Raw genomic sequence first — 25,701 nt, forward strand, 5'->3', positions numbered from 1 at the left:
GTTAAACTGAAACAAAGATAGTGTATTCGGATGAATATTAGTTAAATCCCCTCTCTTATTTTTTGGTTTTTATGCTTATCTTTGCTCGAAAATATACGACTATGATTACCGAAGAACTACAGAAACTTTATCAGTCATATACGGGCGTTCCCGCTGAAAACATAACAGAATTACCGTCTTCCGGTTCCAACCGCCGTTATTTTCGGTTGGCGGGTATAGAAACATTGATTGGAGTCTACGGGGCTTCTATTGATGAGAATGAAGCTTTTCTTTATATGGCAGGACACTTCCGCAAATGTGGACTGCCTGTTCCCGAAGTGCGCATTGCCTCGGAAGATAAAACCTATTATTTGCAGGAAGATTTGGGCGATACTCTGTTGTTCCATGCCATAGAGAAAGGACGTGCTACCAGTGTTTTTTCCGAAGAGGAAAAAGAGTTGCTTCGCAAAACGATCCGTCTGCTTCCTGCTATTCAATTTGCCGGGGCGGATGGATTTGATTTTTCCCGTTGTTATCCTCAACCGGAGTTCAACCAACGCTCCATTCTGTGGGATTTGAATTACTTCAAATATTGCTTCCTGAAAGCTACCGGTATGGAGTTTCAGGAAGACAAACTGGAAGATGATTTCCAGAAAATGAGCGATGTCCTGCTCCGCAGTTCTTCCGCTACTTTCATGTATCGTGATTTTCAAAGTCGTAATGTGATGATAAAAGACGGGGAACCGTGGTTTATCGACTTTCAGGGCGGACGCAAAGGCCCGTTCTATTATGACATAGCCTCTTTCCTGTGGCAAGCGAAAGCGAAATATCCTGATAGCCTCCGTAAAGAACTGCTGCAAGAATATATGGAAGCTCTTCGCAAATACCAACCGATTGACGAATCCTATTTTTATAGCCAGCTTCGCCACTTTGTCCTTTTCCGTACGCTGCAAGTGCTGGGAGCCTACGGTTTCCGTGGTTACTTTGAAAAGAAACCGCATTTTATCCAAAGCGTTCCTTATGCCATCGAAAACCTGCGTGAACTGTTGAAAGAAGAATATCCGGAATATCCGTATCTCTGTAACGTTTTGCGGGAGCTTACTGGACTGAAACAATTTACGGACGACCTGAAAAAGCGGCAGCTAACCGTCAAAGTAATGAGCTTTGCCTATAAGAAAGGAATTCCTGATGACTCTACCGGCAATGGAGGAGGTTATGTATTCGACTGCCGTGCCGTGAATAATCCCGGCAAGTATGAGCGTTACAAACCTTTCACCGGACTGGATGAACCTGTAATCACTTTCTTGGAAGAAGATGGCGAAATACTTCGTTTCCTCGATCATGTCTATGCTTTGGTAGATGCCTCCGTGAAACGTTATATGGAACGCGGATTCAGCAATTTGTCCGTCTGCTTCGGTTGCACCGGCGGACAGCATCGTTCTGTTTATTCTGCCCAGCACCTGGCAGAGCACCTGAATCAGAAGTTTGGTGTGAAAGTCGAACTGGTGCATCGGGAACAGAACATTGAACATACGTTTGAGGCAACAATCTAAGAAGAGTAAATATAAAGAAGAAAGTGACCGAAAGAATGAAAGCAATGATATTTGCAGCCGGTTTGGGTAGCCGGCTGAAGCCACTCACCGATACCATGCCGAAGGCTTTAGTTCCCATAGCCGGACGTCCGATGTTGGAACATGTGATTTTAAAACTGAAAGCTGCCGGATTCACAGAAATAGTGATTAACATCCACCATTTTGGCGAACAGATACTTGACTTCCTGAAAGCCAATGAAAATTTTGGACTCATCATACATATTTCCGACGAACGCGACTTGTTGCTCGACACCGGTGGGGGAGTTAAGAAAGCCCGTTCTTTCTTTGAAAATTCCGATGAACCTTTCCTGATACACAATGTAGATATTCTTTCAGACGTGAACCTGAAAGAACTATATGACTATCATCTACAAAGCGGTGCTGTTGCCACTTTACTGGCCAGCCAACGTAAAACCTCCCGCTATCTTCTTTTTGATACAGACAAAAGACTTTGCGGATGGATAAACAAGGATACGGAACAAGTGAAACCGGAAGGTTTTCAGTATGATCCTTCTCTTTATCGGGAATATGCATTCAGTGGTATCCATGTACTTTCGCCCGCCATTTTTCAATGGATGACCTCTCCCCGTTGGGAGGGTAAATTCTCTATTATGGATTTCTATCTTGCCACTTGCCGGCAAGTAAACTATGGTGGTTATTTGAAAGAAAAGTTACACCTGATTGATATAGGCAAACCGGAAACATTAGCGAAAGCAACAGACTTCTTATACCAAAATGCGAAATAAAGATACTGAAAGAGGCTAAAAAGCCTCTTTCTTGCTATGTAACAAAATATTTAAGTAACTTTGCTTGGATAAACAATCAATATTGTAATACTATACAAATTTTGCTGCATGGAACAGACTTTGGAAAATGGGATAGCTGACAACTTATTGCACAACATCTTTAATGACCTGTCTGTAGGCTTGGAGTTGTATGATAAGGACGGTCTCATGATAGATGTCAATTATTCGCGGTTGAGATCAATGGGGATAAAAGACAAGAAGGATATTCTGGGCTATAATCTATTTAATTACACTAGTTTCTCTGATGAAATCAAAGAACAGGTCAGAAAAGGAGAAACAGTGCGTTTCATGGCAAAATATAATTTTGATGACGTGCGTCATCTTTTTCCTACTAATCTGTCCGGTATAAAATTCTTCGAGATTACCGTTTCTTTCGTACATAATGAAAAGTCGGAAATTACGAATTATATGGTGATTAGCCAGGATGTCACCGAACGTGTTCTGTGGCAAAACAAATATGATAATCTTTACGAAGAAGCGGTGCGCTCAAAAAAAGAACTCCTTGAGAGCGAACAAAGAATGATCCAATTGATTCGTCAGAATGAGTTGGTATTGAACAATATTAATTCGGGATTGGCATATATTGCGAACGACTATATCGTACAATGGGAGAATATCTCGCTTTGTAGTAAAAGCCTTTCTTATGAGGCTTACAAAAAAGGGGAGCCTTGCTATCTGACAGCCCATAATCGCACCACTCCTTGTGAGAATTGTGTGATGCAACGTGCCCGGAGATCCGGTCAGGTAGAGTCTATCTTGTTTAATTTGGATAACAAGCATGTCATAGAAGTTTTTGCTACTCCCATATTTAATGAACAGGGAGATGTTGACGGTGTCGTGATTCGCGTAGATGATGTTACCGAGCGACAGCACATGATAGGTGAACTTGAAACGGCAAGGAGCCGTGCTGAACAATCCGATAAGTTGAAATCCGCCTTTCTGGCAAATATGAGCCACGAAATCCGTACACCGTTAAATGCTATCGTTGGTTTTTCCGATTTATTGATGGTGACGGAAGATCAAGAAGAAAAAGAAGAATTTATTCAGATTATCAATGCCAACAATGAGTTGCTTTTGAAACTAATTAACGACATACTGGATCTTTCGAAAATAGAAGCCGGCTCGGTAGAACTGAAATACGAAGATTTTGATTTGGCTGTTTATTTCAACGAATTAGCTGCTTCGATGCATCGTCGTGTAGTAAATCCGCAGGTTCGGTTAGTTTCCGTGAATCCTTATGAAACCTGTACCGTTCGTTTGGATAAAAACCGGTTAGCGCAGATTCTCACTAACTTTGTAACTAATGCTATCAAATATACCTCCAAAGGAACTATTGAAATGGGGTATGAAAAGATAGACGGAGATATTCGTCTTTACGTTCGCGATACAGGTATTGGTATATCGGAAGATAAAAAAGACAAGGTGTTCCATCGTTTTGAGAAACTGGATGAATTTGCACAGGGAACCGGACTGGGACTGTCTATTTGTAAAGCCATCGTTGAGGCTTGCAGGGGAGAGATAGGCTTTGAGTCGGAATTTGATAAAGGGTCTTTATTTTGGGCGGTTTTGCCATGCCAGTTCGATTCGGTTGACAGCGAGCCGACTTCTTCACGTCGGAATAATGAGAAGGATGCAGATAATGAAAGCGTTCTTGAGTCCGAAGAAACAAAGAAAGTACCTAAAAGAGTGCTGGTCGTTGAAGATATTCAAAGTAACTTCTTTTTGGTATCTTCTATCTTGAAAAACAAATGCCAGTTGTTACACGCACCGAATGGACTGGAGGCAGTTGAGATTGTCCGTACCCAACCGGTGGATTTGGTACTGATGGATATGAAGATGCCTGTTATGGACGGGCGTACTGCAACCTCGGAGATCCGGAAGTTTAATGCTGAAATTCCGATTATCGCCCTGACTGCTCATGCCTTTGATGCCGACCGGGTAGCTGCGTTGAAAGCCGGTTGTGATGATTATCTGGTGAAGCCGATCAATGGTGCGAAGTTGATGCAGACTTTGAAAGAGTATGGTTGTTGAAAGGATGGGATTAAAAATGTGCTGATCTGAAAAAGGGTATATCCTATTCTTTCTGTTTTTAATATATCGGTCACTTGTTTGTGGTGAAGGAAAAAACGCTCTGCATTTTGGATGAAAGAATGTAGGGTTGTTTGTTGTCCTGGATAATTCCTGTCTAAAAATAAATAATTCCTCTGTATTGCTATCTATATGCTTACTGTTTGCCCGTATGTAGTTTGCTTTATCATTTTTCTTTTGTGCGCTTGTGATGATGAACTAGCCTATAAACGGGCCTTTCCGAGGGCTTTTATAACTTGGTCGGTGAGTATGGAAGGCTTTCTCGGTGAGGAAGGATGTGTTCCTCACCGAGGAATGGCTTATTGCTCACCGAGGAACATCATTTATTTCTTTAAAGAAAACGCATATCATCTGAAAATATATGCTGTATTGTGGCGGTAATATGCATATATATGTGATAATATGGATGCTTTTTATTCCGGATTACCATCTTCAATAGTTTTGTTTTCTTTCTTAATCTGAAAAATAGAACATTTCTCTTGTTTGTTTGGAGGAATTGAAAGGGAGACAGCTTACTATAAAAGGCTATAAATCTGTAAAGTTTGGGATTGTTTTTTATGTTTATGGATTTAAATAGTTACCTTTGCTAAAAATAGAATATCATGTCCAAATACGTCAATCCTTTTACTGATATAGGATTTAAAATTATTTTTGGTCAACCGGCCAGTAAGAATTTGCTCATCACTTTGTTGAACGAATTACTTGCAGGTGAACATCATATTACAGAACTTACTTTTCTGGATAAGGAAGATCATGCAGACAATGTGAGTGATAAAGGTATCATTTATGATCTTTATTGCCGTACAGCAAGTGGTGAGTATATTATCGTGGAGATGCAGAATCGTTGGCACAGTAATTTTTTAGATCGTACACTTTATTATGTTTGTCGTGCTGTGAGTCGGCAGATAGAATCTCCTTCTTCAAAAGAAGTCCCTGTCCCTGAAGATCCGATGACTGCAAGAGAACCACTTGTCTCTTATGGAAAGCAGTATAGACTACCTACTATATATGGAATTTTCCTGATGAATTTCAAAGAGGAAAATTTAGAGGCTAAATTCCGTACGGATACGGTTCTTTCCGACCGTGATACAGGGAAGATTGTTAATCCGCATCTCCGGCAGATTTATTTGCAATTTCCTTATTTTACAAAGGATTTGTCGGACTGCCATACATTATATGATAAATTAATTTATGCACTGAAGAATATGAGCAATTGGAATAGAATGCCGGATGCTTTGAAAGAACAAGTGTTTGAACATCTGGCGAGATTGGCAGCAGTTGCCGATCTTTCGGAAGAAAACCGTATCGCTTATGATAAGGCATTAGATCGGTATAGGGTCAACCAAATTGTAGAGGAGGATGAACGGCGTAAAAACGAAGAGATGCGGAGAAAAGCGGCTGAAGAAGGGTTAAAGGAAGGGATGAAGGAAGGGATGAAGGCCGGGTTGGAGAAAGGAGAGCAAAAGAAGCAAATTGAAATTGCTCGGAAGATGAGAGAGGACGGAATATCCATTGATATAATTATCAAATATACGGGTCTTCAATCTTCTGATATAGAAAACCTATAATATATCTTCATAGGAAAATTGTTGTAGTTATATTAGGATAAAATATAAAGTAGGCGGGAATATTCAGGAATGGATACTTCCGCTTTCTTTTTTTGATTCGTAAGATGTTCAAAGATGTCTGTGATTCCATAATTAATCGATGAAATGGACGATTTTAGACAAATTTGGAAGAATCGTAGCTAAAATAGAACATTCTTTGCCTTTAATATAGCTTACATTTGTGGTAGTGATTGTCAAAAGGGACAGCACAATTATTAAATAAAGCTAATCTTAATTATTAAATTTATGAGAAACAAATTCCTATTTCTTTGTCTCCTCCTTTTTGGAACGTTGACAGCTTGTAAAGACACAAAATGGGTAGACGTTCCAACTGGTACTCCTCCTGAAGGTGCAATCACAGGAAAACCTGGTGAACCGGAAGAACCGGATGATCCTACTGTAAAATCATTCATTAATTGCTCTTACATTCGGGGGGATTTTTTTGAAACAAACCGTATTTCAGCAGCCAGTATGGGTGCTTGTACAGATTTGATTTATTTGGCGGCGCGTCCTTATGCAAATGGTGAGGTAGCTTTTGAATTGCCGTTGAATGATGCGACGATGACAAACGTATCTCATACTGGCACTTTTCAAGGTCGTAATGGAGTGGTTAAATTTGAAGGAACAAGTCTTATGAATGGCGGTGATGGATTACTTCACTCTGCTGATGGGGCCTTTAATAAATTCACCTTTGGTACCTATATATATATAAGTGAATGGGTGGACGGAGCTTTTCTCTTTAAGAAAATGGATGGAAATTCCACGATCATTGCTTTTCAAATGGGTGCGACAGCTAATAGTTTGAAACTGTCTATTGGAAGTTCGGTTGCAACCGTTACCACTCCTGATCTGGCAACAGGCTGGCACTATATTGGGTTGACTTATGAACAGGGAACGGCGAAACTTTATGTGGATACAAACAATACTGCAATAAATTTTGTAGGTGCTCTCCCTAATGAAATACCTAATACACGTACTGATTTTTTGATTGGAGATAAATTTAAAGGTTATTTAGATGAAACTTTTGTAAGCAGTCTGGTAGTAGGTACATCAGGTAGAAACCCTATCACCTTTGACAATTGGAATAATTCAAAAATACTTGCTTACTGGAAATACGATGATGCCACGAAACCTGGCAAGGATTCACATTCCTGGCTGGGGCGTTTGAATAATATACGTACCGCTTTACAGGGACAACAGGGAGATAGAAGATTGCGCTTGGGCATTGCTGGTGGAGAATGGAAAAAGATGATGGCTGATGCCACTGCCCGTACAAGATTTGCTTCCGAGGTGAAGAAGATTATCGAACAATATGATTTTGATGGAGTTGATTTTGATTTTGAATGGCCTACAAATGCCAGTGAATATAATAATTATAGTGCAACTGTAATCCAAATGCGTTCTACATTAGGAAAGTATGTTTACTTCACCGCATCGTTGCATCCGGTTTCTTTTAAAATTTCCCCGGAAGCTATTGATGCTCTGGATTTTATCTCTTATCAATGTTACGGCCCTGCAGTGATGCGTTTTCCTTACGAGCAATTTGTAAAAGATGGAGAAGCAGCTGTGGCATATGGAATCCCTAAGAATAAGCTGGTGATGGGAGTGCCTTTCTATGGTTCTACGGGTAGTCTGATTGCTGCCTATTGTGATTTCGTGAATGATGGTTTGGCTACTACGAATGAAGATACATATACATATAAAGGAAATACATATACTTTCAACAGTATAGGAACGATTCGTAAGAAAGCGAGGTATGTCTGTGAAGAAGACTATGCAGGCATTATGAGTTGGGATTTGGCAACAGATATTGACATAACCAATAACAAGTCTTTGTTGAAGGTCATAAAAGAAGAGTTTGAATATTATGCGAATCCGACGGAATAAAAGAGAATCTAAATTAATCAAATACAATATTATGGAAAAAAAGAAGTTCATGCGAGTACAGAAATTTTTGATTCTGTTTCTGATACTCCTGCTATCATTTCCTTTAAGTGCGTTGGCACAGCAACAAATGATAAAAGGACAAGTGGTAGATGATAAAGGTGAAACCATTATCGGTGCCACAGTGATGGTGAAAGGTTCTAAAGATGGGACGCTGACTGACATTGACGGTAACTTTTCCGTGAAAGGGAAAGTAGGTAACACATTGGTTATTTCTTATGTCGGTTTTACTCCCCTTGAAATAAAGGTGACAAAAGCAGAAGGCAACCGATTTACGTTAAAAGAGGATACAAAAGTATTGGATGAAGTGGTAGTAGTAGGTATGGACAAACAGAAGCGAAGCACCATCACGGCGGCTGTGGCTACTGTGGGTTCCGATGCTATTGCCAACCGTCCGGTTACTGACCTCACGAGTGCCCTTCAGGGTAACGTAGCCGGTTTAAACTTCTCTTCTGATGCGGTTGCTAATGGTGTAGGCGGTGAGACCGGTGCCGAAATTAAATTCAATATTCGTGGTATCGGTTCTATCAATGGAGGCGAACCTTATGTATTGGTAGACGGAGTGGAGCAAAGTTTGCAGAACGTGAATCCTGCCGACATCGAAACCATCAGTGTATTGAAAGATGCTTCTGCTGCTGCCGTTTATGGTGCACGTGCCGCCTATGGTGTGGTTATCGTCACTACCAAAAGTGGTAAAAAGGAAAAAACACGTATATCTTACAGTGGTACTGTAGGATTCAGTTCTCCTATTAATATGCCCCAAATGATGAATTCCATTGAATTTGCCAATTATCTGAACGAACGAGATGATAATGATGGAGTAAAACACTCGATTCCTGATGCGCTCATCGAAAAGATGCAGGGCTTTATGGAGAATCCTTATTCGGAAAAGTTCCCGGGCATAGGACCTAATGCGGACGGTACCGGTTGGGCAGGTTCTAAAGATGCTGTGTATGCCAATACCGACTGGTATGATTACTACTTTAAAAAAGCTTCCATCCGCCATTCTCATAATCTGAGCGTAACGGGAGGTTCTGATAAATTTAATTATTACGTGGGTTTGGGATATATTTACCAAGAAGGATTACTGGATCAAGTAGACGATAACTTGAGTAAGTACAATGTAAACTCGAAGTTTCAGATCCAAGCCAATAAATGGTTGAAGTTTAATTTCAATAATAACCTTTCACTGAATATACTGAAGCGTCCGATGGCTAACCAGACCATTTTTTATGGAACTATCGGAAGCAGCTTTCCGAATTCTCCGACCCATCTTCCTGTAAAGTCGGAATATAATGACAATTCCGAATACCGTTATCTGAAACAATCGCATTATGTGCAGAACAGAATTTCTGATGCGATGTCGTTTGCCGCTACGATTACTCCGCTGGAAGGGTGGGATATTGTAGGTGAAATGAAAGTACGCTTCGATGTGGAAAACAATGACTTCAAACGCGGATATCCTACTGCCGAAAAACCTGACGGAACGTTGGATATAAGCAAGGGAACCAAACAGGGATATCAATATCCGGGCATGAACTGGAAAAACTCAAATTGGGGCTCTTATACACGCGGTAATACATTCAACTACTACCTGTCTCCAAACGTATCATCATCCTACACACATGCTTGGGGCGACCACTTCTTTAAGGCGATGGCGGGTTTCCAGATGGAACTGCAAGAAAATTCGAATGGTTATACTTATAAAGACGGATTGCTGACTAGTGATATATTCTCTTTTGTGAATGCTAACGGGCAAGTATTGGCAGGTGAAGACCGGACGCATTGGGCTACAATGGGTATGTACGCTAAACTGAATTGGAATTACAAGGAGATTTATTTTCTGGAATTCAGTGGACGTTATGACGGTTCTTCCCGTTTTGCTCCGGGAAATCGCTGGGGATTGTTCCCCTCTTTTTCAGCCGGTTATGACATTTCTCGTACCGACTATTTCAAAGCGCTGAATCTGCCGGTTTCTCAATTGAAAGTACGTGTTTCTTACGGTCGCTTGGGTAATCAGAACGGAGCGGGACTCTACGATTACCTCGGGATTCAGAGTTTGACCTCTGATTCACCTAATGCTTGGCTGTTACCCGGTGTGCAAGCTACTCCTCAAAAAGGAACTTTAGCCACTACGCCTAAGATGATCAGTTCGTATATTACGTGGGAGAAGGTAGACAATGCCAACTTAGGTCTCGACTTGATGTTGTTGGATAACAGATTGTCTGTTACTGCTGATATCTATCAGCGTACCACACGCGACATGATTGGTCCTGCTGAAGCTATTCCGAATCTCGGAGGTATTAGTACGGCTGACCGTGCGAAAGTTAATAACGCTACTTTGCGAAATCGTGGTTGGGAATTGTCTGTAAACTGGCAGGATCAGCTAAAATGTGGCTTTAGCTATGGCATAGGATTCAATGTATTCAATTACAAAGCTGTTGTTACTAAATACAACAATCCGGAGGGATTGATATACAACAATCATACCGGTTTGGCAACTAATAAAGGATATTATGAAGGAATGGACATAGGTGAGATTTGGGGATATGAAGCGAATGATCTTTTTCTGTCCAATCGCGAAGTGGACGCATACCTCAGACAAGTAGATCTTAGTTTCTTTAAGTCCGGCGACAAATGGCAACGAGGCGACTTGAAATACATTGATTCCGACGGTGACGGTAAAGTGGACCCGGGTAAGGGTACATTGGCCGACCATGGTGATTTGAAAATTATCGGTAATGCTACTCCCAAATACAGTTTCGGTATCAATCTAAACGTAGGATATAAGGGATTTGAAATATCCACTTTACTGCAAGGAGTTGCCAAGAGAGATTTTCCGATGGCCGCCAGTACTTACCTATTCGGTGGTAAAGAATGGTTCAAGGAGCATCTCGATTATTTCAGTCCCGAGAATCCCAATGGATATCTACCTCGACTGACGACCGATGCCCAGACAACGAATGCCAATACGGGATATAATACTACCCGCTATATGCTGAATGCGGCATATATGCGTATGAAAAACTTGACAGTATCCTATACTTTTAAGCCTCAATTGTTGAAGAATATTGGACTAAGTAACCTGAAAGTATACTTTACATGCGATAACCTGTTTACCATCAGTAAACTGCCGAATCAGTTTGATCCGGAAACCCTTAATCAGGTGAACGCGTGGGCAGGCGGAAGTAATGCGGCTGCTCCGGGACTTACCTCGGCTCAAAATCAGAATGGTAACGGAAAGGTGTATCCGATGAACCGTAATTTCGTGTTTGGACTTGATTTTACATTTTAATTAAAGAGGAACGCTATCATGAAAAATAAAATAATTATCCTGACTGTTTTTGCAGGCTTACTGTTGTCGGCGTGTTCCGACTATTTGGACCGTAAACCCTATACGCAGCCTAACAATGAAGATTTCTTGAAAACCAGAGAGAATGTAGAAAGCTATATAAATAATTTGTATACTTCTCTACCGGCTCCGGCTCAATATGGTATTGGTGTCAGAGGAGAAGAGGTGAACAGTGACAATATCCTTTCGGAAAAGTATGATATGCGCCTGAATGGAGAGAATAATCAATTCAGTGGCTCTGACGATTGGAATAAAGGCTATAAAAACTTGCGTATGGTGAATTACTTTTTCCATTATTACGCAGTTTCCGAGGTGGACGAAACGGACGAAGTGCTTTCATTGAGAGGGGAAGCGTATTTCTTCCGTGCTTATTGGCACTTCTATCTGCTCACACGTTTTGGTAATATTCCCATTATGGATGATTTCTGGGACGGTAATGCTACATTGGGTGGTTTACAAATTCCTGCGACAAAACGTGCGGATGCAGCTCGTTTTATCCTGAACGATTTGAAAGCGGCTATTGGGTTGATACCGGAGGCTCGTGCTAATTTGCATTCTCGCAGTAAATACAGTGGATTGCGTGTCAACAGAGAAACGGCCATGATTCTGGCTATGCGAGTCGCTTTGTACGAAGGTTCGTGGGAGAAGTATCACAAGGGAACTGATTTTGCAACGGAAGATAACTCTGAAGAGTTTTTTAAGGAAGTGATGAATTGGGGGGATCAATATTTGTTCCCGGCCGGACTGACTTTGCATATGACAGCAACCAATCCGAAAGCTACCAATATAGATGATGCTTTTTCGGAGCTATTCAATTCAAACGATCTTTCCAACATTAGTGAAGTGACTTTTTGGAAAAAATATTCAATAGCTGATGGCGTGTTCAATACCGTTACTCAACAGCTTAGCGGTGGAGTAACAGATAATGTGAAGCCTTCGGGACTATCCAAGTCTTTGGTGGATAACTTTCTGAATGTGGATGGTACGCCGGTTGATCCGACCGATGAAAAGTATAAGGACTTTAATGAGGTATTTAAAGATCGTGACGGAAGACTTTTGGCTATGGTGATGCATACTGGTTGTAAGTTCAAATCTAATAGCTTGATGAATGTGAGAGTGTATGACGAGACAGGGACCGAAGCAGAACAAAAGGAAAAGAATAAAGATATTTCATCTCCGCGCTTGAATGGGGATGGTATTTACAAGAACGTGACCGGATTCCATACTCGCCTTGGCATTGATACGACCTATGTAACCGGCAATTGTGAAACGGCTCATGTCATGTTCCGCTATGCCGAAGGGTTGCTTTGTTATGCTGAAGCTGCTGCCGAATTAGGGCAGTATAACGATAACGTGGCAGAGAAAACATTAAAGCCATTGCGTCAAAGAGCCGGTGTGGCCTATGTTACTCCGGTGGCTGATCCTCACTTCCCTTTCCAAGGCCTGCCACCGGCAGTGCAGGAGGTACGTCGGGAAAGACGTTCAGAGCTATCTCTGCAAGGTTTTCGTTTGGATGATCTGATGCGTTGGAGGGTAGCCGGAACGTTGAAAGGTGTGGAAGGACGCGGACGTGGCGCTTATCTGGGCAAAGACGGTGTGCTTTATCTGAGCTTTTCGCCTTCATTGCGGAAAGAAGGACTGAATCATGTACTGACAGATAATGAAGGATGGATGGATCCGTTGAAAGAGTACTTGCCTGAAGGCTACAAGTTTAATGAAGATCGTGATTACTTGTTACCCATACCACCGGATGAAATCCAGATGGACCATGAGCTGAATCAGAATCCGGGATGGCCGACTAAGTAAGGGAACTGAATAAAATTCATTTATGATAATTAGATAGATAAAGATATGAAGAACATATTATATAAAATATTTCCGATATGCTTGTTGACCATGGGGTTGACCGGGTGTGAGGAAGAAACGAAATATCGTCCTCTACCGGAAATCGTGCCATTAACGATGAGCATCAATGACAACGCATTTGCGATGGGCGAACACTTGAAAGTGAATATTAATGTGGAACCGGATGCTGATGGCAAGGAGGTTGTAGCAAATGAAGATTTTGATATTTACTTTACGGCGAAAGCCGGAGCGGAAGATGCTTCGAATGTATTCGAACAGTTCAATGGAATCGTTACTTTTCCGAAGGGGGAGAAACAGATTCAGGTGGATTTTCCGATAAAGGCATCCGGACTGACGGGGAGTACTGCTATAAACTTTACGGCTTTTGCCCGTGGTTATAAAATGGAAGGCTCCAGTCAGGTTATCAAAGTTTCCGATTATTATCGGATAATGGCATCATTGGAGAACAATGCGGAGAATGTAGTAATGGAAGGTGGTAAGTTTGTATTAGTTGCAAAGATTGAAAAACCAAGTTCCGTACCTCTTAATATGAAAATTACTCCGAAAGAAGGGGAAGGAGATAGGTATGAAAATTTACCGTCTACATTAACAATTCCTGCAGGAAGAACTTCAGCAAAAAGTGATGCTGTGACTATTAAACAGGATTTTGAAATGACAGGGGATTTGCAACTGGTATTGAATCTGGAGAGTGATTCTCCTGCGAATCCGATGATAAATTCTACTCTGACTATAACTATGACTGATTTGGAATCTATGGGAGATCCTAATCTGTTTGATATAACGAAGGTGTATGAATTCCCGGATAGGCCGTTTATGTCTGATAAAAATAAAACTGCAATTGAAAGTTGGTTTACGGGAGATAAAACAGCTATGAATAAGAATAGCGCTCATCCCACTTCGGCTTTGAAAGATAAAGATTGGGTATTATGCAATGCGATAGAGTTCCATTATATTAATAATAGTTTTAGTGGCGGAAATAATACCCCTAATGTTTTCGGACATCGTATTTCTTGGGCCTTTTCTGATATTAATGATGCACCGTCACAGAAAATACAAGCTGTGAATAATGCAAAATGTACAAATATAACCAATGAAGGTATTTTAAATATGTGGGTGGATAAAAATGTTCAGGGGACTGGTGCCATGACAGCTACCAAAGAGTACGGTGTCGCCGCATTGCAATGTTCTAAATTTGGTGGTATTTTTGCCCCACAACATACTCGGTTCTTCCCTGGTATGAGAATTGAAGTGAAGGCGCGTTTGAGAGGAATACGGACTGGGTTTGTTCCGACAATCGGACTTAAAAATCAGAAAAATTCCCTTCCGAACACGAAAGATGAGATCGATATTCTCAAGAACACTCAAGGTTCTGTAATTACTCAGGCTGTAACTGTTGATAATGAGATAGGTTCAAAGAGTGTAGCAATACCTCAAGCGAATGAATGGAATATATATTGGGTGGAACTTGTGGATGAAAATATAATCAATTTAGGTATTAATGGAGCAACCAATCTGACCGTTAATCGTACACAATCTCCTGACAGGTGGCCATTCGACAAGGCTGGGACTCCTGCTACTGCTAATCCTGATCCTGCTACTGCTGCCGGTGGAAGTGCCGGTCTCTACTTCTTTATGAGATTGGCTGAAAGCTCGGAACGGGCTGCTGGTAAAGCGCCTGAAGGTTGGGATAATGTACTGAAAAGTATTGCCAATTGTGAAACGGATGATAATACGCCTCGAATGGAAATTGATTGGATTCGTATCTATACAAATAAGAATTATGTACAGACTGACGCTGAAAAAGTCTGGGCTAATCAGTTATTTTATTAATGCTATCTCTTTCAATTAGCTTTCAATAGTGTGAAATGAATTTTATGCCGGAAGCTATCGTTAGAAGGCGATATACTTCCGGCTATTTATTAGCCAATCACACGGAAATGGAGAATATTGGAAATTAATTGGTTATTTGTGAACATGGATTTTGTTGACAGGTCTCTACCTTTGTCACTACAATCTAATATAAAGTTGTTTTATGGAAAAACTGCAATCAAACTTATTCTTTCCTTTAGCAGGAATAGCTGCCGTAGCTTCCCTTGCTTCCTGCTCAAACAAGCAAAAGTCTGCGGAGCAACTCCCTTTGAATATCGTCTACATTATGACAGACGACCACACAGCTCAAATGATGAGCTGTTACGACACACGCTACATGGAAACCCCCAACCTCGACCGCATTGCTGCTGACGGTGTACGTTTTACTCAAAGCTTTGTTGCCAATTCTTTAAGCGGCCCCAGCCGTGCCTGCATGATAACGGGCAAACATAGTTGTGCCAATAAATTCTATGATAATACCACTTGCGTATTCGACAGTTCGCAACAAACTTTTCCGAAACTGTTGCAGAAAATCGGTTATCAGACAGCATTGGTGGGTAAATGGCATCTTGAAAGCTTGCCTTCCGGCTTTGATTACTGGCAGATTGTTCCCGGACAAGGAGACTACTACAACCCGGATTTCATCACACAAAACAATGACACTATTCAAAAACATGGATACATCACGAATCTTATTACCGATGACGCCATTGACTGGATAGAAAACAAACGCAATCCGGAAAAACCTTTCTGCCTTTTGATTCACCACAAGGCAATTCACCGTAATTGGTTGGCGGATACTTGCAATCTGGCTTTGTACGAAGATAAAACCTTTCCGCTACCGGATAATTTCTTTGACGATTATGAAGGACGTCCCGCCGCTGCCGCGCAAGAGATGAATATTGTGAAGGACATGGACATGATTTATGACCTCAAAATGCTTCGTCCTGATAAAAACACCCGTCTGAAATCCTTATATGAGAAGTATATCGGACGTATGGACGAAGGTCAACGTGCTGCATGGGACAAATTCTACACGCCGATTATAGATGATTTCTACAGGCAGAACCTGCAAGGCAAGGAACTTGCCAATTGGAAATTCCAGCGTTACATGCGTGACTATATGAAGACCGTAAAATCACTGGACGACAATGTTGGTCGTGTACTCGACTATCTGAAAGAGAAAGGCTTGCTGGATAACACACTTGTCGTCTATACTTCCGACCAAGGATTCTACATGGGCGAACACGGTTGGTTTGATAAACGCTTCATGTACGAAGAATCCATGCGTACACCGCTTATCATGCGTCTGCCGAAAGGATTCGACCGCAGGGGTGATATCACAGAAATGGTACAGAATATAGACTATGCACCCACCTTCCTCGAATTGGCAGGAGCAGAGATTCCTTCTGATATCCAAGGTGTATCCCTCGTTCCTTTACTGAAAGACGAACATCCGAAAGACTGGCGGAAAGCTCTCTACTATCATTTCTACGAATATCCTGCCGAACACATGGTGAAACGCCATTACGGGGTACGTACAGACCGCTATAAATTGATTCATTTCTATAATGATATCAACTGGTGGGAACTCTACGACTTGCAGGCAGACCCGTCGGAAATGCACAACCTCTACGGACAACCAGAATACGAACCGGTAGTGAAAGAACTGAAAGAAGAAATGCTGAAACTTCAGGAGCAATACAATGACCCTGTCCGCTTCTCACCGGAAAGAGACAAGGAATAACACCAACGTATATACACCATGAAAAGATACATCTTAATCATTCTCATACTGCTTTCTCCACTGACAGTGTTCTTGCAGGCTGATAACTTAACATCCCCTTTAATTTCAATAGTACCACGCCCGACACAGATTGTGCCGGGTAGTGGTAACTTCACCTTTTCTGCAAAAACGGCATTTGCGGTAGAAAATCAGGGGCAAGCTGCGATTGCCCGCAATTTTATCGACTTGTTTACCCGTGCTGCCGGAATAACTCCGGCTTTGAATGTCGGCAGCAAAGAAGGACAAGTCCGTTTCGTGACGGATTCTTCTTTTAAACCCGAAGCATATCTGTTGGAGATTACACCGCAACAGATACTCATTAAAGCTTCGGATACAAAGGGTTTCTTCTATGCCCTGCAATCTATCCGCCAACTCCTGCCTGCTGCCATAGAATCAGAGCAACCGGTACAGAATATCGCTTGGAACGTTCCCGCAATGATAGTTCGGGATGAGCCCCGTTTTGGTTTCAGAGGATTACTTTTGGACCCGGTACGTTGCTTTATTCCCAAAGAGAACGTACTGCGAATCATCGACTGTATGGCGATGTTGAAAATAAACAAACTTCATTTTCATCTGACGGACGATAACGGCTGGCGGATTGAAATAAAGAAATATCCTCGTTTGACAGAAGTAGGAGCGTGGAGAGTAGACCGTACGGATGTACCTTTTCACTCACGCCGTAACCCGGAGCGTGGAGAGCTTACTCCAATAGGTGGTTTCTATACACAGGAGGAGATTCGGGAAATTGTAGCTTATGCTGCCGACAGACAAATAGAAGTCATTCCGGAAATAGATGTACCGGCACACAGTAACGCTGCTTTGGCTGCTTATCCCCAGTTTGCTTGTCCGGTTGTGAAAGACTTTATCGGTGTACTTCCCGGCTTGGGAGGACGAAATTCCGAGATTATCTACTGTGCGGGAAATGATAGCGTATTTACATTCTTGCAGGATGTCTTTGACGAAATTCTGGCACTTTTCCCTTCCCGCTATATTCATGTCGGAGGAGATGAAGCGCGAAAGACGAACTGGGAAAAATGTCCGCTTTGTCAGAAACGGATGAGAAAGCAGCATTTAGCCAATGAGGAAGACTTGCAAGGTTATTTCATGAAGCGTATTAGTGATTATCTGCGTAAGAAAGGACGCGAGGTGATTGGCTGGGATGAATTGACAAACAGCTCTTTTCTTCCCGAAGAATCCATTATTCTCGGTTGGCAGGGAATGGGAACGGCTGCCCTGAAAGCTGCTGAAAAAGGACATCGTTTCATCATGACTCCGGCGCGTATCATGTACCTGATTCGCTATCAGGGACCGCAATGGTTTGAACCGGTAACGTATTTCGGTAACAACACCCTAAAAGATGTTTTTGATTACGAACCTGTACAGAAAGACTGGAAACCGGAATACGAATCATTGCTAATGGGTATACAGGCCTGTATGTGGACGGAATTCTGTAATAAACCGGAAGATGTGGATTATCTTTTGTTCCCTCGTCTGGCTGCCTTGGCAGAAGTGGCTTGGACAGCTGCAGGAACGAAGGACTGGACTGGATTTTTGAAACGAATGGATGTATACAATTCGCATATTGCAGAAAAAGGAATTGTTTATGCCCGCTCAATGTATAACATACAACAGACGGTGACACCAGTGGACGGACATCTGGAAGTGAGTTTGGAATGTATCCGTCCGGATGTGGAAATTTATTATACACTGAATGGGAGTAATCCGGCAATGTCTTCTCATCGTTACGACGGACCTATCTGTGTGACGAAAACGCAAATGGTGAAAGCCGCTACCTTTATGAACGGCAAGCAAATGGGAGAAACCTTAGAGTTGCCACTCACATGGAACAAAGCTACGGCAAAACCTTTGCTTGACAATAAGAAGAACGAAATGTTATTAGTCAATGGATTGCGGGGAAGCTTGAAATATACTGATTTTGAATGGTGTAACTGGAGCCGGAATGATTCTATCTCTTTCACAATAGATTTGCAGAGTCAGGAAAAACTGAATAAATTAACCATTGGTTGCATTACGAATTATGGAATGGGAGCGCACAAACCGAAAATGATTCGCGTAGAAGTTTCTGATGATAATCGTACCTACCATGCCATAGGAGAATTGAACTTTTCTCCGGAAGAAATCTATCAGGAAGGAACTTTCAGAAATGACTATTCGATAGACATGGGCGGAGTATCTGCTCGTTATGTCCGGGTGACGGCAGAAGGTGCGGGGATATGTCCCGACGAGCATGTCCGCCCCGGTCAGGAAGCGAGAGTCTATTTTGATGAAGTGATTATAGAATAGTAATCAAGTAGTTAAAAATAGCAATTAGGTGCTTTGTAAAACAATCTTGTATAAACTAATTATGATGACATGCTTATGAACATTAGCTTTAAGAAACGAACTTCTTTAATCTTATCAGCAGTACTGGCTGCCACTACTTTCACGTTAGCGCAGCAACAACCGTTACCCGAATGGCAGAGCCAGTATGCGGTGGGACTGAACAAACTCGCTCCTCACACATACGTATGGCCTTATGCCAACGCTTCCGACATTGAAAAGCCGGGAGGGTATGAACAGTCTCCTTTTTATATGAGCCTGAACGGAAAGTGGAAATTCCATTGGGTGAAGAATCCCGATAACCGTCCGAAGGACTTTTACCAACCTTCTTATTACACAGGAGGATGGGCGGACATCAATGTGCCTGGCAACTGGGAACGTCAGGGTTATGGCACAGCTATCTATGTCAACGAAACGTATGAATTTGACGATAAAATGTTCAACTTCAAGAAGAATCCGCCGCTGGTACCGCATGCGGAGAATGAAGTCGGCTCATACCGCCGTACCTTCAAAGTGCCTGCCGACTGGAAAGGACGCCGGGTAGTACTTTGTTGTGAAGGGGTCATCTCTTTCTATTATGTATGGGTGAATGGAAAATTGCTTGGATACAATCAGGGGTCAAAGACAGCTGCCGAATGGGATATTACTGACGTCCTCAATGAAGGCGAAAATGTGGTTGCTTTGGAAGTGTACCGATGGAGTGCGGGTGCTTACTTGGGATGTCAGGATATGTGGCGTTTGAGTGGTATCGAACGCGATGTGTATCTTTACAGCACTCCCAAACAGTACATTGCCGACTACAAACTGAATGCATCTTTGGACAAAGAGAAATACAAAGATGGAATTTTCGGACTTGAAGTGACCGTAGAGGGACCTTCTATTACACCTGGAGCCACTTCTATTGCTTACACCCTGAAAGACGCCGAAGGCAAAGCTGTCCTGCAGGATGCCATCCGGATAAAATCCCGTGGATTGAGCAATCTTATCACGTTTGATGAAAAGAATCTACCTGATGTAAAGGCTTGGAGCGCAGAGCATCCTTATCTTTACACATTGATACTCGAACTGAAAGATGAACAAGGCAAGGTCACCGAACTGACGGGTTGCGAAGTCGGCTTTCGTACCTCGGAAATCAAAGACGGACGTTTTTGCATCAACGGTGTTCCGGTATTGGTGAAAGGAACTAACCGTCACGAACACTCCCAGCTGGGACGTACCGTGAGCAAGGAACTGATGGAACTGGACATCAAACTGATGAAACAGCACAATATCAACATGGTGCGTAACTCGCATTATCCGACTCACCCTTACTGGTATCAGCTTTGCGACCGCTACGGATTATACATGATTGATGAGGCAAATATCGAATCCCACGGCATGGGATATGGGGCTGCTTCTCTTGCCAAAGACACTACCTGGCTGACCGCACACATGGACCGCACCCACCGGATGTACGAACGTTCCAAGAATCATCCCGCTATCGTCATCTGGTCGTTGGGAAATGAAGCCGGCAACGGAATCAACTTCGAGCGTACCTACGACTGGCTGAAATCGGTAGAAAACACTCGCCCCGTGCAATACGAACGTGCCGAATTGAACTATAATACGGATATTTACTGCCGTATGTACCGCAGTGTGGACGACATCAAAGCATATCTTGCGAAGAAAGACATCTACCGTCCTTTTATTCTTTGTGAATACCTGCACGCGATGGGCAACAGTTGCGGCGGACTGAAAGAATACTGGGATGTATTTGAAAACAATCCGATGGCACAAGGTGGCTGCGTTTGGGACTGGGTGGACCAGTCATTCCGCGAAATAGACAAAAACGGTAAATGGTATTGGACGTATGGCGGTGATTACGGGCCGGAAGGAATCCCGAGTTTCGGTAACTTCTGCTGTAACGGTTTGGTAGGCGCCAATCGTGAACCGCATCCGCATTTGCTTGAGGTAAAGAAAGTATACCAGAATATAAAAGCGACTTTGGCAGATCAAAAGAATCTGACTATCCGTGTCAAGAACTGGTATGACTTCTCTAATCTGAATGAGTATGTACTGAACTGGAATGTGACGGCAGACAATGGCAAGATTTTGGCAGAAGGTACGAAAACGATTGATTGTGCACCGCACGCTACCGTAGATGTAGCTTTAGGCGCTGTCAAACTTCCGAATACAATTCGTGAGGCTTATCTGAATATCAGCTGGATGCGTCGTGAAGCATCTTCAATGATCGATAAGGACTGGGAAGTGGCATACGATCAGTTCGTGTTTGCCGGTAATAAGAATTACACAGGCTACCGTCCGCAAAAAGCAGGTGAAACGACTTTCACCGTTGACAAGCAAACAGGGGCGCTGACTTCATTGAACCTGAATGGCAAAGAATTATTAGCTGCTCCGCTGACATTGAGCCTTTTCCGCCCGGCAACGGATAATGACAACCGGGATAAGAACGGTGCACGTCTGTGGCGTAATGCAGGATTGGATAATCTGACCCAAAAGGTCGTTTCACTGAAAGAGGGCAAGACTTCGACCACTGCCCGGGTGGAAATTCTAAATGCGAAAGCGCAAAAGATAGGAACTGCCGACTTTGTTTATTCATTGGATAAAAACGGTGCGCTGAAAGTTCTTACTACTTTCCAGCCCGACACGACCATCGTGAAATCAATGGCACGTCTGGGATTGACATTCCGTGTGGCGAACACCTACGATCAGGTTTCTTACCTCGGACGTGGAGAGAATGAAACATACATTGACCGCAATCAGTCCGGCAAAATCGGTGTATATCAGACCACACCGGAACGGATGTTTCATTATTATGTTGCTCCGCAATCTACGGGCAACCGTACCGATGTACGTTGGGCGAAGTTGGCAAATACTTCCGGCGAAGGCCTCTTTGTAGAATCAAATCGTGCTTTCCAGTTTAGTATGATTCCTTTCTCGGATGTATTATTGGAGAAGGCCCGCCATATCAATGAACTGGAACGTGATGGATTGCTGACAGTACATCTGGATGCCGAACAGGCAGGTGTGGGAACGGCTACTTGTGGTCCCGGAGTGTTACCGCAATACTTGGTTCCATTAAAGAAACAGAGTTTTGAATTTACCCTTTATCCGGTGAAATAGATACTAAATCAATAGGTTATTTAGATTATATATAAAGGTGGGGGTTACACTGATTGAATGGAATATCGTAAGAAAGTATTCCATGAGAATCGTGAAATCCGTACCTTTATTTTATTTTTGTAAAACTGCAATAATTTATAGGCTATGAATAAACTACTAATCTCTCTCTTATTGTCTTCTACCCTCATCGGTGGAGTGCAGGCACAGAAAAAAGAAAACTACTACGTGAAGCATGTTGAATTTCCTCAAGATGCAACGCTCGAACAGAAAGTCGATATGGCAGCGCGGCTGGTACCCACTCCGCAACAATATGCCTGGCAACAAATGGAACTGACCGCTTTTCTTCATTTCGGTATCAACACTTTTACCGGACGTGAATGGGGAGACGGAAAAGAAGATCCCGCACTCTTTAATCCTTCAGAACTCGATGCTGGACAATGGGTGAAGAGTTTGAAAAATGCAGGTTTCAAAATGGTTATTCTGACCGCAAAGCATCACGACGGTTTCTGCCTGTGGCCTACAGCTACAACGAAACATTCTGTAGCCTCTTCTCCTTGGAAGAACGGACAGGGGGATGTCGTAAAAGAACTTCGGAAAGCCTGCGATAAATATGATATGAAGTTCGGCGTCTATCTTTCTCCGTGGGATCGGAATGCGGAATGTTATGGAGACTCTCCCCGTTACAATGAATTTTTTGTCCGTCAATTGACAGAATTGCTCACCAATTATGGTGAAGTGCACGAAGTATGGTTCGACGGAGCGAATGGGGAAGGCCCGAACGGAAAGAAACAAATATATGACTGGGACGCTTTCTATAAAACCATTCAACGCCTTCAACCGAAAGCTGTGATGGCGATTATGGGAGACGATGTCCGTTGGGTAGGAAACGAGAAAGGGATAGGCCGTGAAACGGAATGGACTGCCACCGTACTGACTCCGGGAATTTATGCCCGCTCGACAGAAAACAACAAACGTCTGGGTGTCTTTAGCAAAGCGGAAGATTTAGGAAGCCGCAAAATGCTGGAGAAAGCTACGGAATTATTCTGGTATCCTTCGGAAGTGGATGTGTCCATCCGTCCGGGATGGTTCTATCATGCGGAAGAAGACGCGAAAGTGAAATCCTTGAAACATCTGTCGGATATTTATTTCCAGTCGGTAGGATATAACTCCGTGCTTTTATTGAATATACCGCCCGACCGCAAAGGCTTGATTAATGAAGCGGACGTGAATCGTCTGGAGGAATTTGCAGCTTACCGTGAACAGATATTTGCCGATAACCGGGTGAAGAAAGGGAGAAACTACTGGAATGCCATTTCGGGCAGTGAAGCCGTTTATTCTTTGGAACCGGGTTCGGAAATTAACTTAGTGATGCTTCAGGAAGATATCACAAAAGGACAGAGAGTGGAGTCTTTCGTTGTAGAGGCTTTGACTGATAACGGTTGGAAAGAAGTAGGCAAGGGTACGACAATCGGATATAAACGTATGCTGCGTTTCCCGGTCGTGAAAGCCAGTCAGTTACGGGTGAAGATTGACGAATGTCGTCTGACTGCTCATATTAACCAAGTGGCCGCTTATTATGCAGCTCCTTTGCAGGAAGTGGTTCAGGGTGAAGATTGGAATAATCTGCCTCGTGCCAGCTGGAAACAAGTCGCTGATTCTCCGTTGACGATTGACTTGGGCAAATCGGTGACATTAGCCAGCTTTACTTATGCCCCTTCGAAAGCGGAAGCGAAACCGACGATGGCTTTCCGTTATAAATTCTTTGTGAGCATGGACGGAAAGCACTGGAAGGAAGTTCCTGCCAATGGTGAGTTCAGTAATATCATGCACAACCCGCTGCCGCAAACGGTCACTTTCGGGCAGAAAGTACAGGCGCGTTATATTAAGTTGGAGGCTACTACACCTACCGCAACAACCGCGAAAGTAGGAATGGATGAAATAGGAGTGATAACAACTCCCTGATGGGATTGTTATCGCTGAAAGATATGCTTAGAGAATAGCAGTGAAGACTGGCAGTCCCGATTTCTTGTGAATCGGACGCCAGTCTTTTTTTCTAAACCAAATGAATCTTTTGCTGTTATTAATAAAAAAGGACAGAAGTTATGCTTGTACTAGATTTAGGAAAATGGATGAACAAAATCCTGATAGATTGGGGAATAGACCCGACAGTTGCCGACCGTTTTGATGAGACTATTATTGCTGTGCTGATGATAGCAATTGCTATCGGTCTGAATTATCTCTGCCAGGCGATTCTTATAGGAGGAATGAAGCGGTACACCCGTCGGAAACCGCACCTTTGGAATACGTTGCTGATGAAGCGCAAAGTGTTTCACAACCTGATTCATACGGTTCCGGCTTTTCTGGTTTATTCTTTACTGCCAATGGCTTTTATTCGTGGCAAGGACTTATTGCTTATTTCCCAGAAAGCTTGTGCCGTTTACATAATCTTTTCTTTGCTGTTGGCCATTAATGGGATTCTATTGATGATAATGGATATCTACGACGGGAAGGAGTCAATGAAGAACCGTCCGATGAAAGGATTCATTCAGGTGTTGCAGGTGCTTCTGTTCTTTGTCGGTGGAATCATTATCATTGCCATTATTGTGAATAAGTCCCCAGCCAGTTTGTTTGCGGGATTAGGGGCTTCGGCCGCCATACTGATGCTGGTATTCAAGGATTCCATACTAGGATTTGTGGCGGGGATCCAGCTTTCCGCCAATGATATGGTTCGTCCGGGCGACTGGATAACGCTTCCTTCCGGTGCTGCCAATGGCACAGTGCAGGAGATTACTCTGAATACAGTCAAGATTCAGAATTTCGATAATACGATTTCTACCGTTCCCCCTTATACCTTGGTTAGCAGCCCTTTCCAGAACTGGCGGGGAATGGTGCAATCAGGAGGACGAAGGGTAATGAAGAATATAACCCTGGATTTGACTACGCTCCAATTCTGTACGCCCGAAATGCTCGACCGTTATCGGAAGGAAATCCCTTTGATGGCGGATTATCAGCCTGAAGAAGGTGTAGTACCTACCAATTCCCAGGTTTATCGTGTATATATCGAGCGTTATTTGTGCAGCTTGCCTGTGGTGAATCAAGATTTGGACTTGATTATCAGCCAGAAAGAAGCCACGATGTATGGAGTACCTATTCAAGTTTACTTCTTCTCCCGAAACAAAGTTTGGAAAGAATACGAACGTATCCAGTCGGACATCTTCGACCATTTGCTGGCAATGGTTCCCAAGTTTGACTTGAAGGTTTATCAGTATTCGGATTAATATAACAAAATTCGTTTTATAATGTCCGGAATCGTTTGTATTTATGCCTGTTTTCACGTATCTTCGTCTAG

At 42.8% G+C, this 25,701-nt stretch carries 13 protein-coding genes; all 13 read left to right on the top strand.

The features are described 5' to 3' along the window. Positions 1-101: 101 nt before the first annotated feature. Entirely contained in the window at positions 102-1,532 is a 1,431-nt protein-coding gene (locus KTR06_RS17145; protein WP_118407317.1) for a phosphotransferase, read from the top strand. Positions 1,533-1,567: 35 nt separating this feature from the next. Then, positions 1,568-2,317: a nucleotidyltransferase family protein gene (locus KTR06_RS17150; protein ID WP_217290607.1), complete on the top strand. Its 750-nt coding sequence runs from the start codon at positions 1,568-1,570 to the stop codon at positions 2,315-2,317. A 108-nt stretch (positions 2,318-2,425) separates the two neighbouring features. Next, on the top strand, positions 2,426-4,408 hold the full coding sequence (locus KTR06_RS17155; RefSeq protein ID WP_217290608.1) for a response regulator: 1,983 nt from the start codon (positions 2,426-2,428) through the stop codon (positions 4,406-4,408). 659 nt (positions 4,409-5,067) lie between these two features. Next, positions 5,068-6,033 (top strand): PD-(D/E)XK nuclease family transposase, encoded by a 966-nt coding sequence (locus KTR06_RS17160; protein WP_217290609.1) that lies wholly within the window; start codon positions 5,068-5,070, stop codon positions 6,031-6,033. 285 nt (positions 6,034-6,318) lie between these two features. Further along, positions 6,319-7,959, top strand: coding sequence for a glycosyl hydrolase family 18 protein (locus tag KTR06_RS17165; protein ID WP_217290610.1), 1,641 nt, complete (start codon positions 6,319-6,321; stop codon positions 7,957-7,959). A 31-nt stretch (positions 7,960-7,990) separates the two neighbouring features. After that, complete coding sequence (locus KTR06_RS17170; RefSeq protein ID WP_217290611.1) at positions 7,991-11,311, top strand: TonB-dependent receptor; 3,321 nt, start codon at positions 7,991-7,993, stop codon at positions 11,309-11,311. Positions 11,312-11,329: 18 nt separating this feature from the next. Then, the gene (locus KTR06_RS17175) at positions 11,330-13,174 is read left to right on the top strand and encodes a RagB/SusD family nutrient uptake outer membrane protein (RefSeq protein WP_217290612.1); all 1,845 of its coding nucleotides are present in this window, start codon (positions 11,330-11,332) and stop codon (positions 13,172-13,174) included. Positions 13,175-13,219: 45 nt separating this feature from the next. Continuing rightward, the gene (locus KTR06_RS17180) at positions 13,220-15,064 is read left to right on the top strand and encodes a DUF5006 domain-containing protein (RefSeq protein ID WP_212135672.1); all 1,845 of its coding nucleotides are present in this window, start codon (positions 13,220-13,222) and stop codon (positions 15,062-15,064) included. Positions 15,065-15,266: 202 nt separating this feature from the next. Continuing rightward, the gene (locus tag KTR06_RS17185) at positions 15,267-16,850 is read left to right on the top strand and encodes a sulfatase (protein WP_008026070.1); all 1,584 of its coding nucleotides are present in this window, start codon (positions 15,267-15,269) and stop codon (positions 16,848-16,850) included. 18 nt (positions 16,851-16,868) lie between these two features. Beyond that, positions 16,869-19,193: a glycoside hydrolase family 20 protein gene (locus KTR06_RS17190; RefSeq protein ID WP_008026072.1), complete on the top strand. Its 2,325-nt coding sequence runs from the start codon at positions 16,869-16,871 to the stop codon at positions 19,191-19,193. A gap of 69 nt (positions 19,194-19,262) precedes the next feature. Further along, a complete protein-coding gene (locus tag KTR06_RS17195) occupies positions 19,263-22,352 on the top strand; it encodes a glycoside hydrolase family 2 TIM barrel-domain containing protein (RefSeq protein ID WP_182422579.1) in 3,090 nt (1,029 codons plus the stop codon). Positions 22,353-22,496: 144 nt separating this feature from the next. Continuing rightward, entirely contained in the window at positions 22,497-24,314 is a 1,818-nt protein-coding gene (locus tag KTR06_RS17200) for an alpha-L-fucosidase (protein ID WP_217290613.1), read from the top strand. Positions 24,315-24,454: 140 nt separating this feature from the next. Beyond that, positions 24,455-25,630: a mechanosensitive ion channel family protein gene (locus KTR06_RS17205; protein ID WP_008017581.1), complete on the top strand. Its 1,176-nt coding sequence runs from the start codon at positions 24,455-24,457 to the stop codon at positions 25,628-25,630. Positions 25,631-25,701: the final 71 nt, after the last annotated feature.

The organism is Bacteroides sp. MSK.20.12 (genome assembly GCF_019052435.1).
GTDB classification, from domain to species: Bacteria; Bacteroidota; Bacteroidia; order Bacteroidales; family Bacteroidaceae; genus Bacteroides; species Bacteroides xylanisolvens.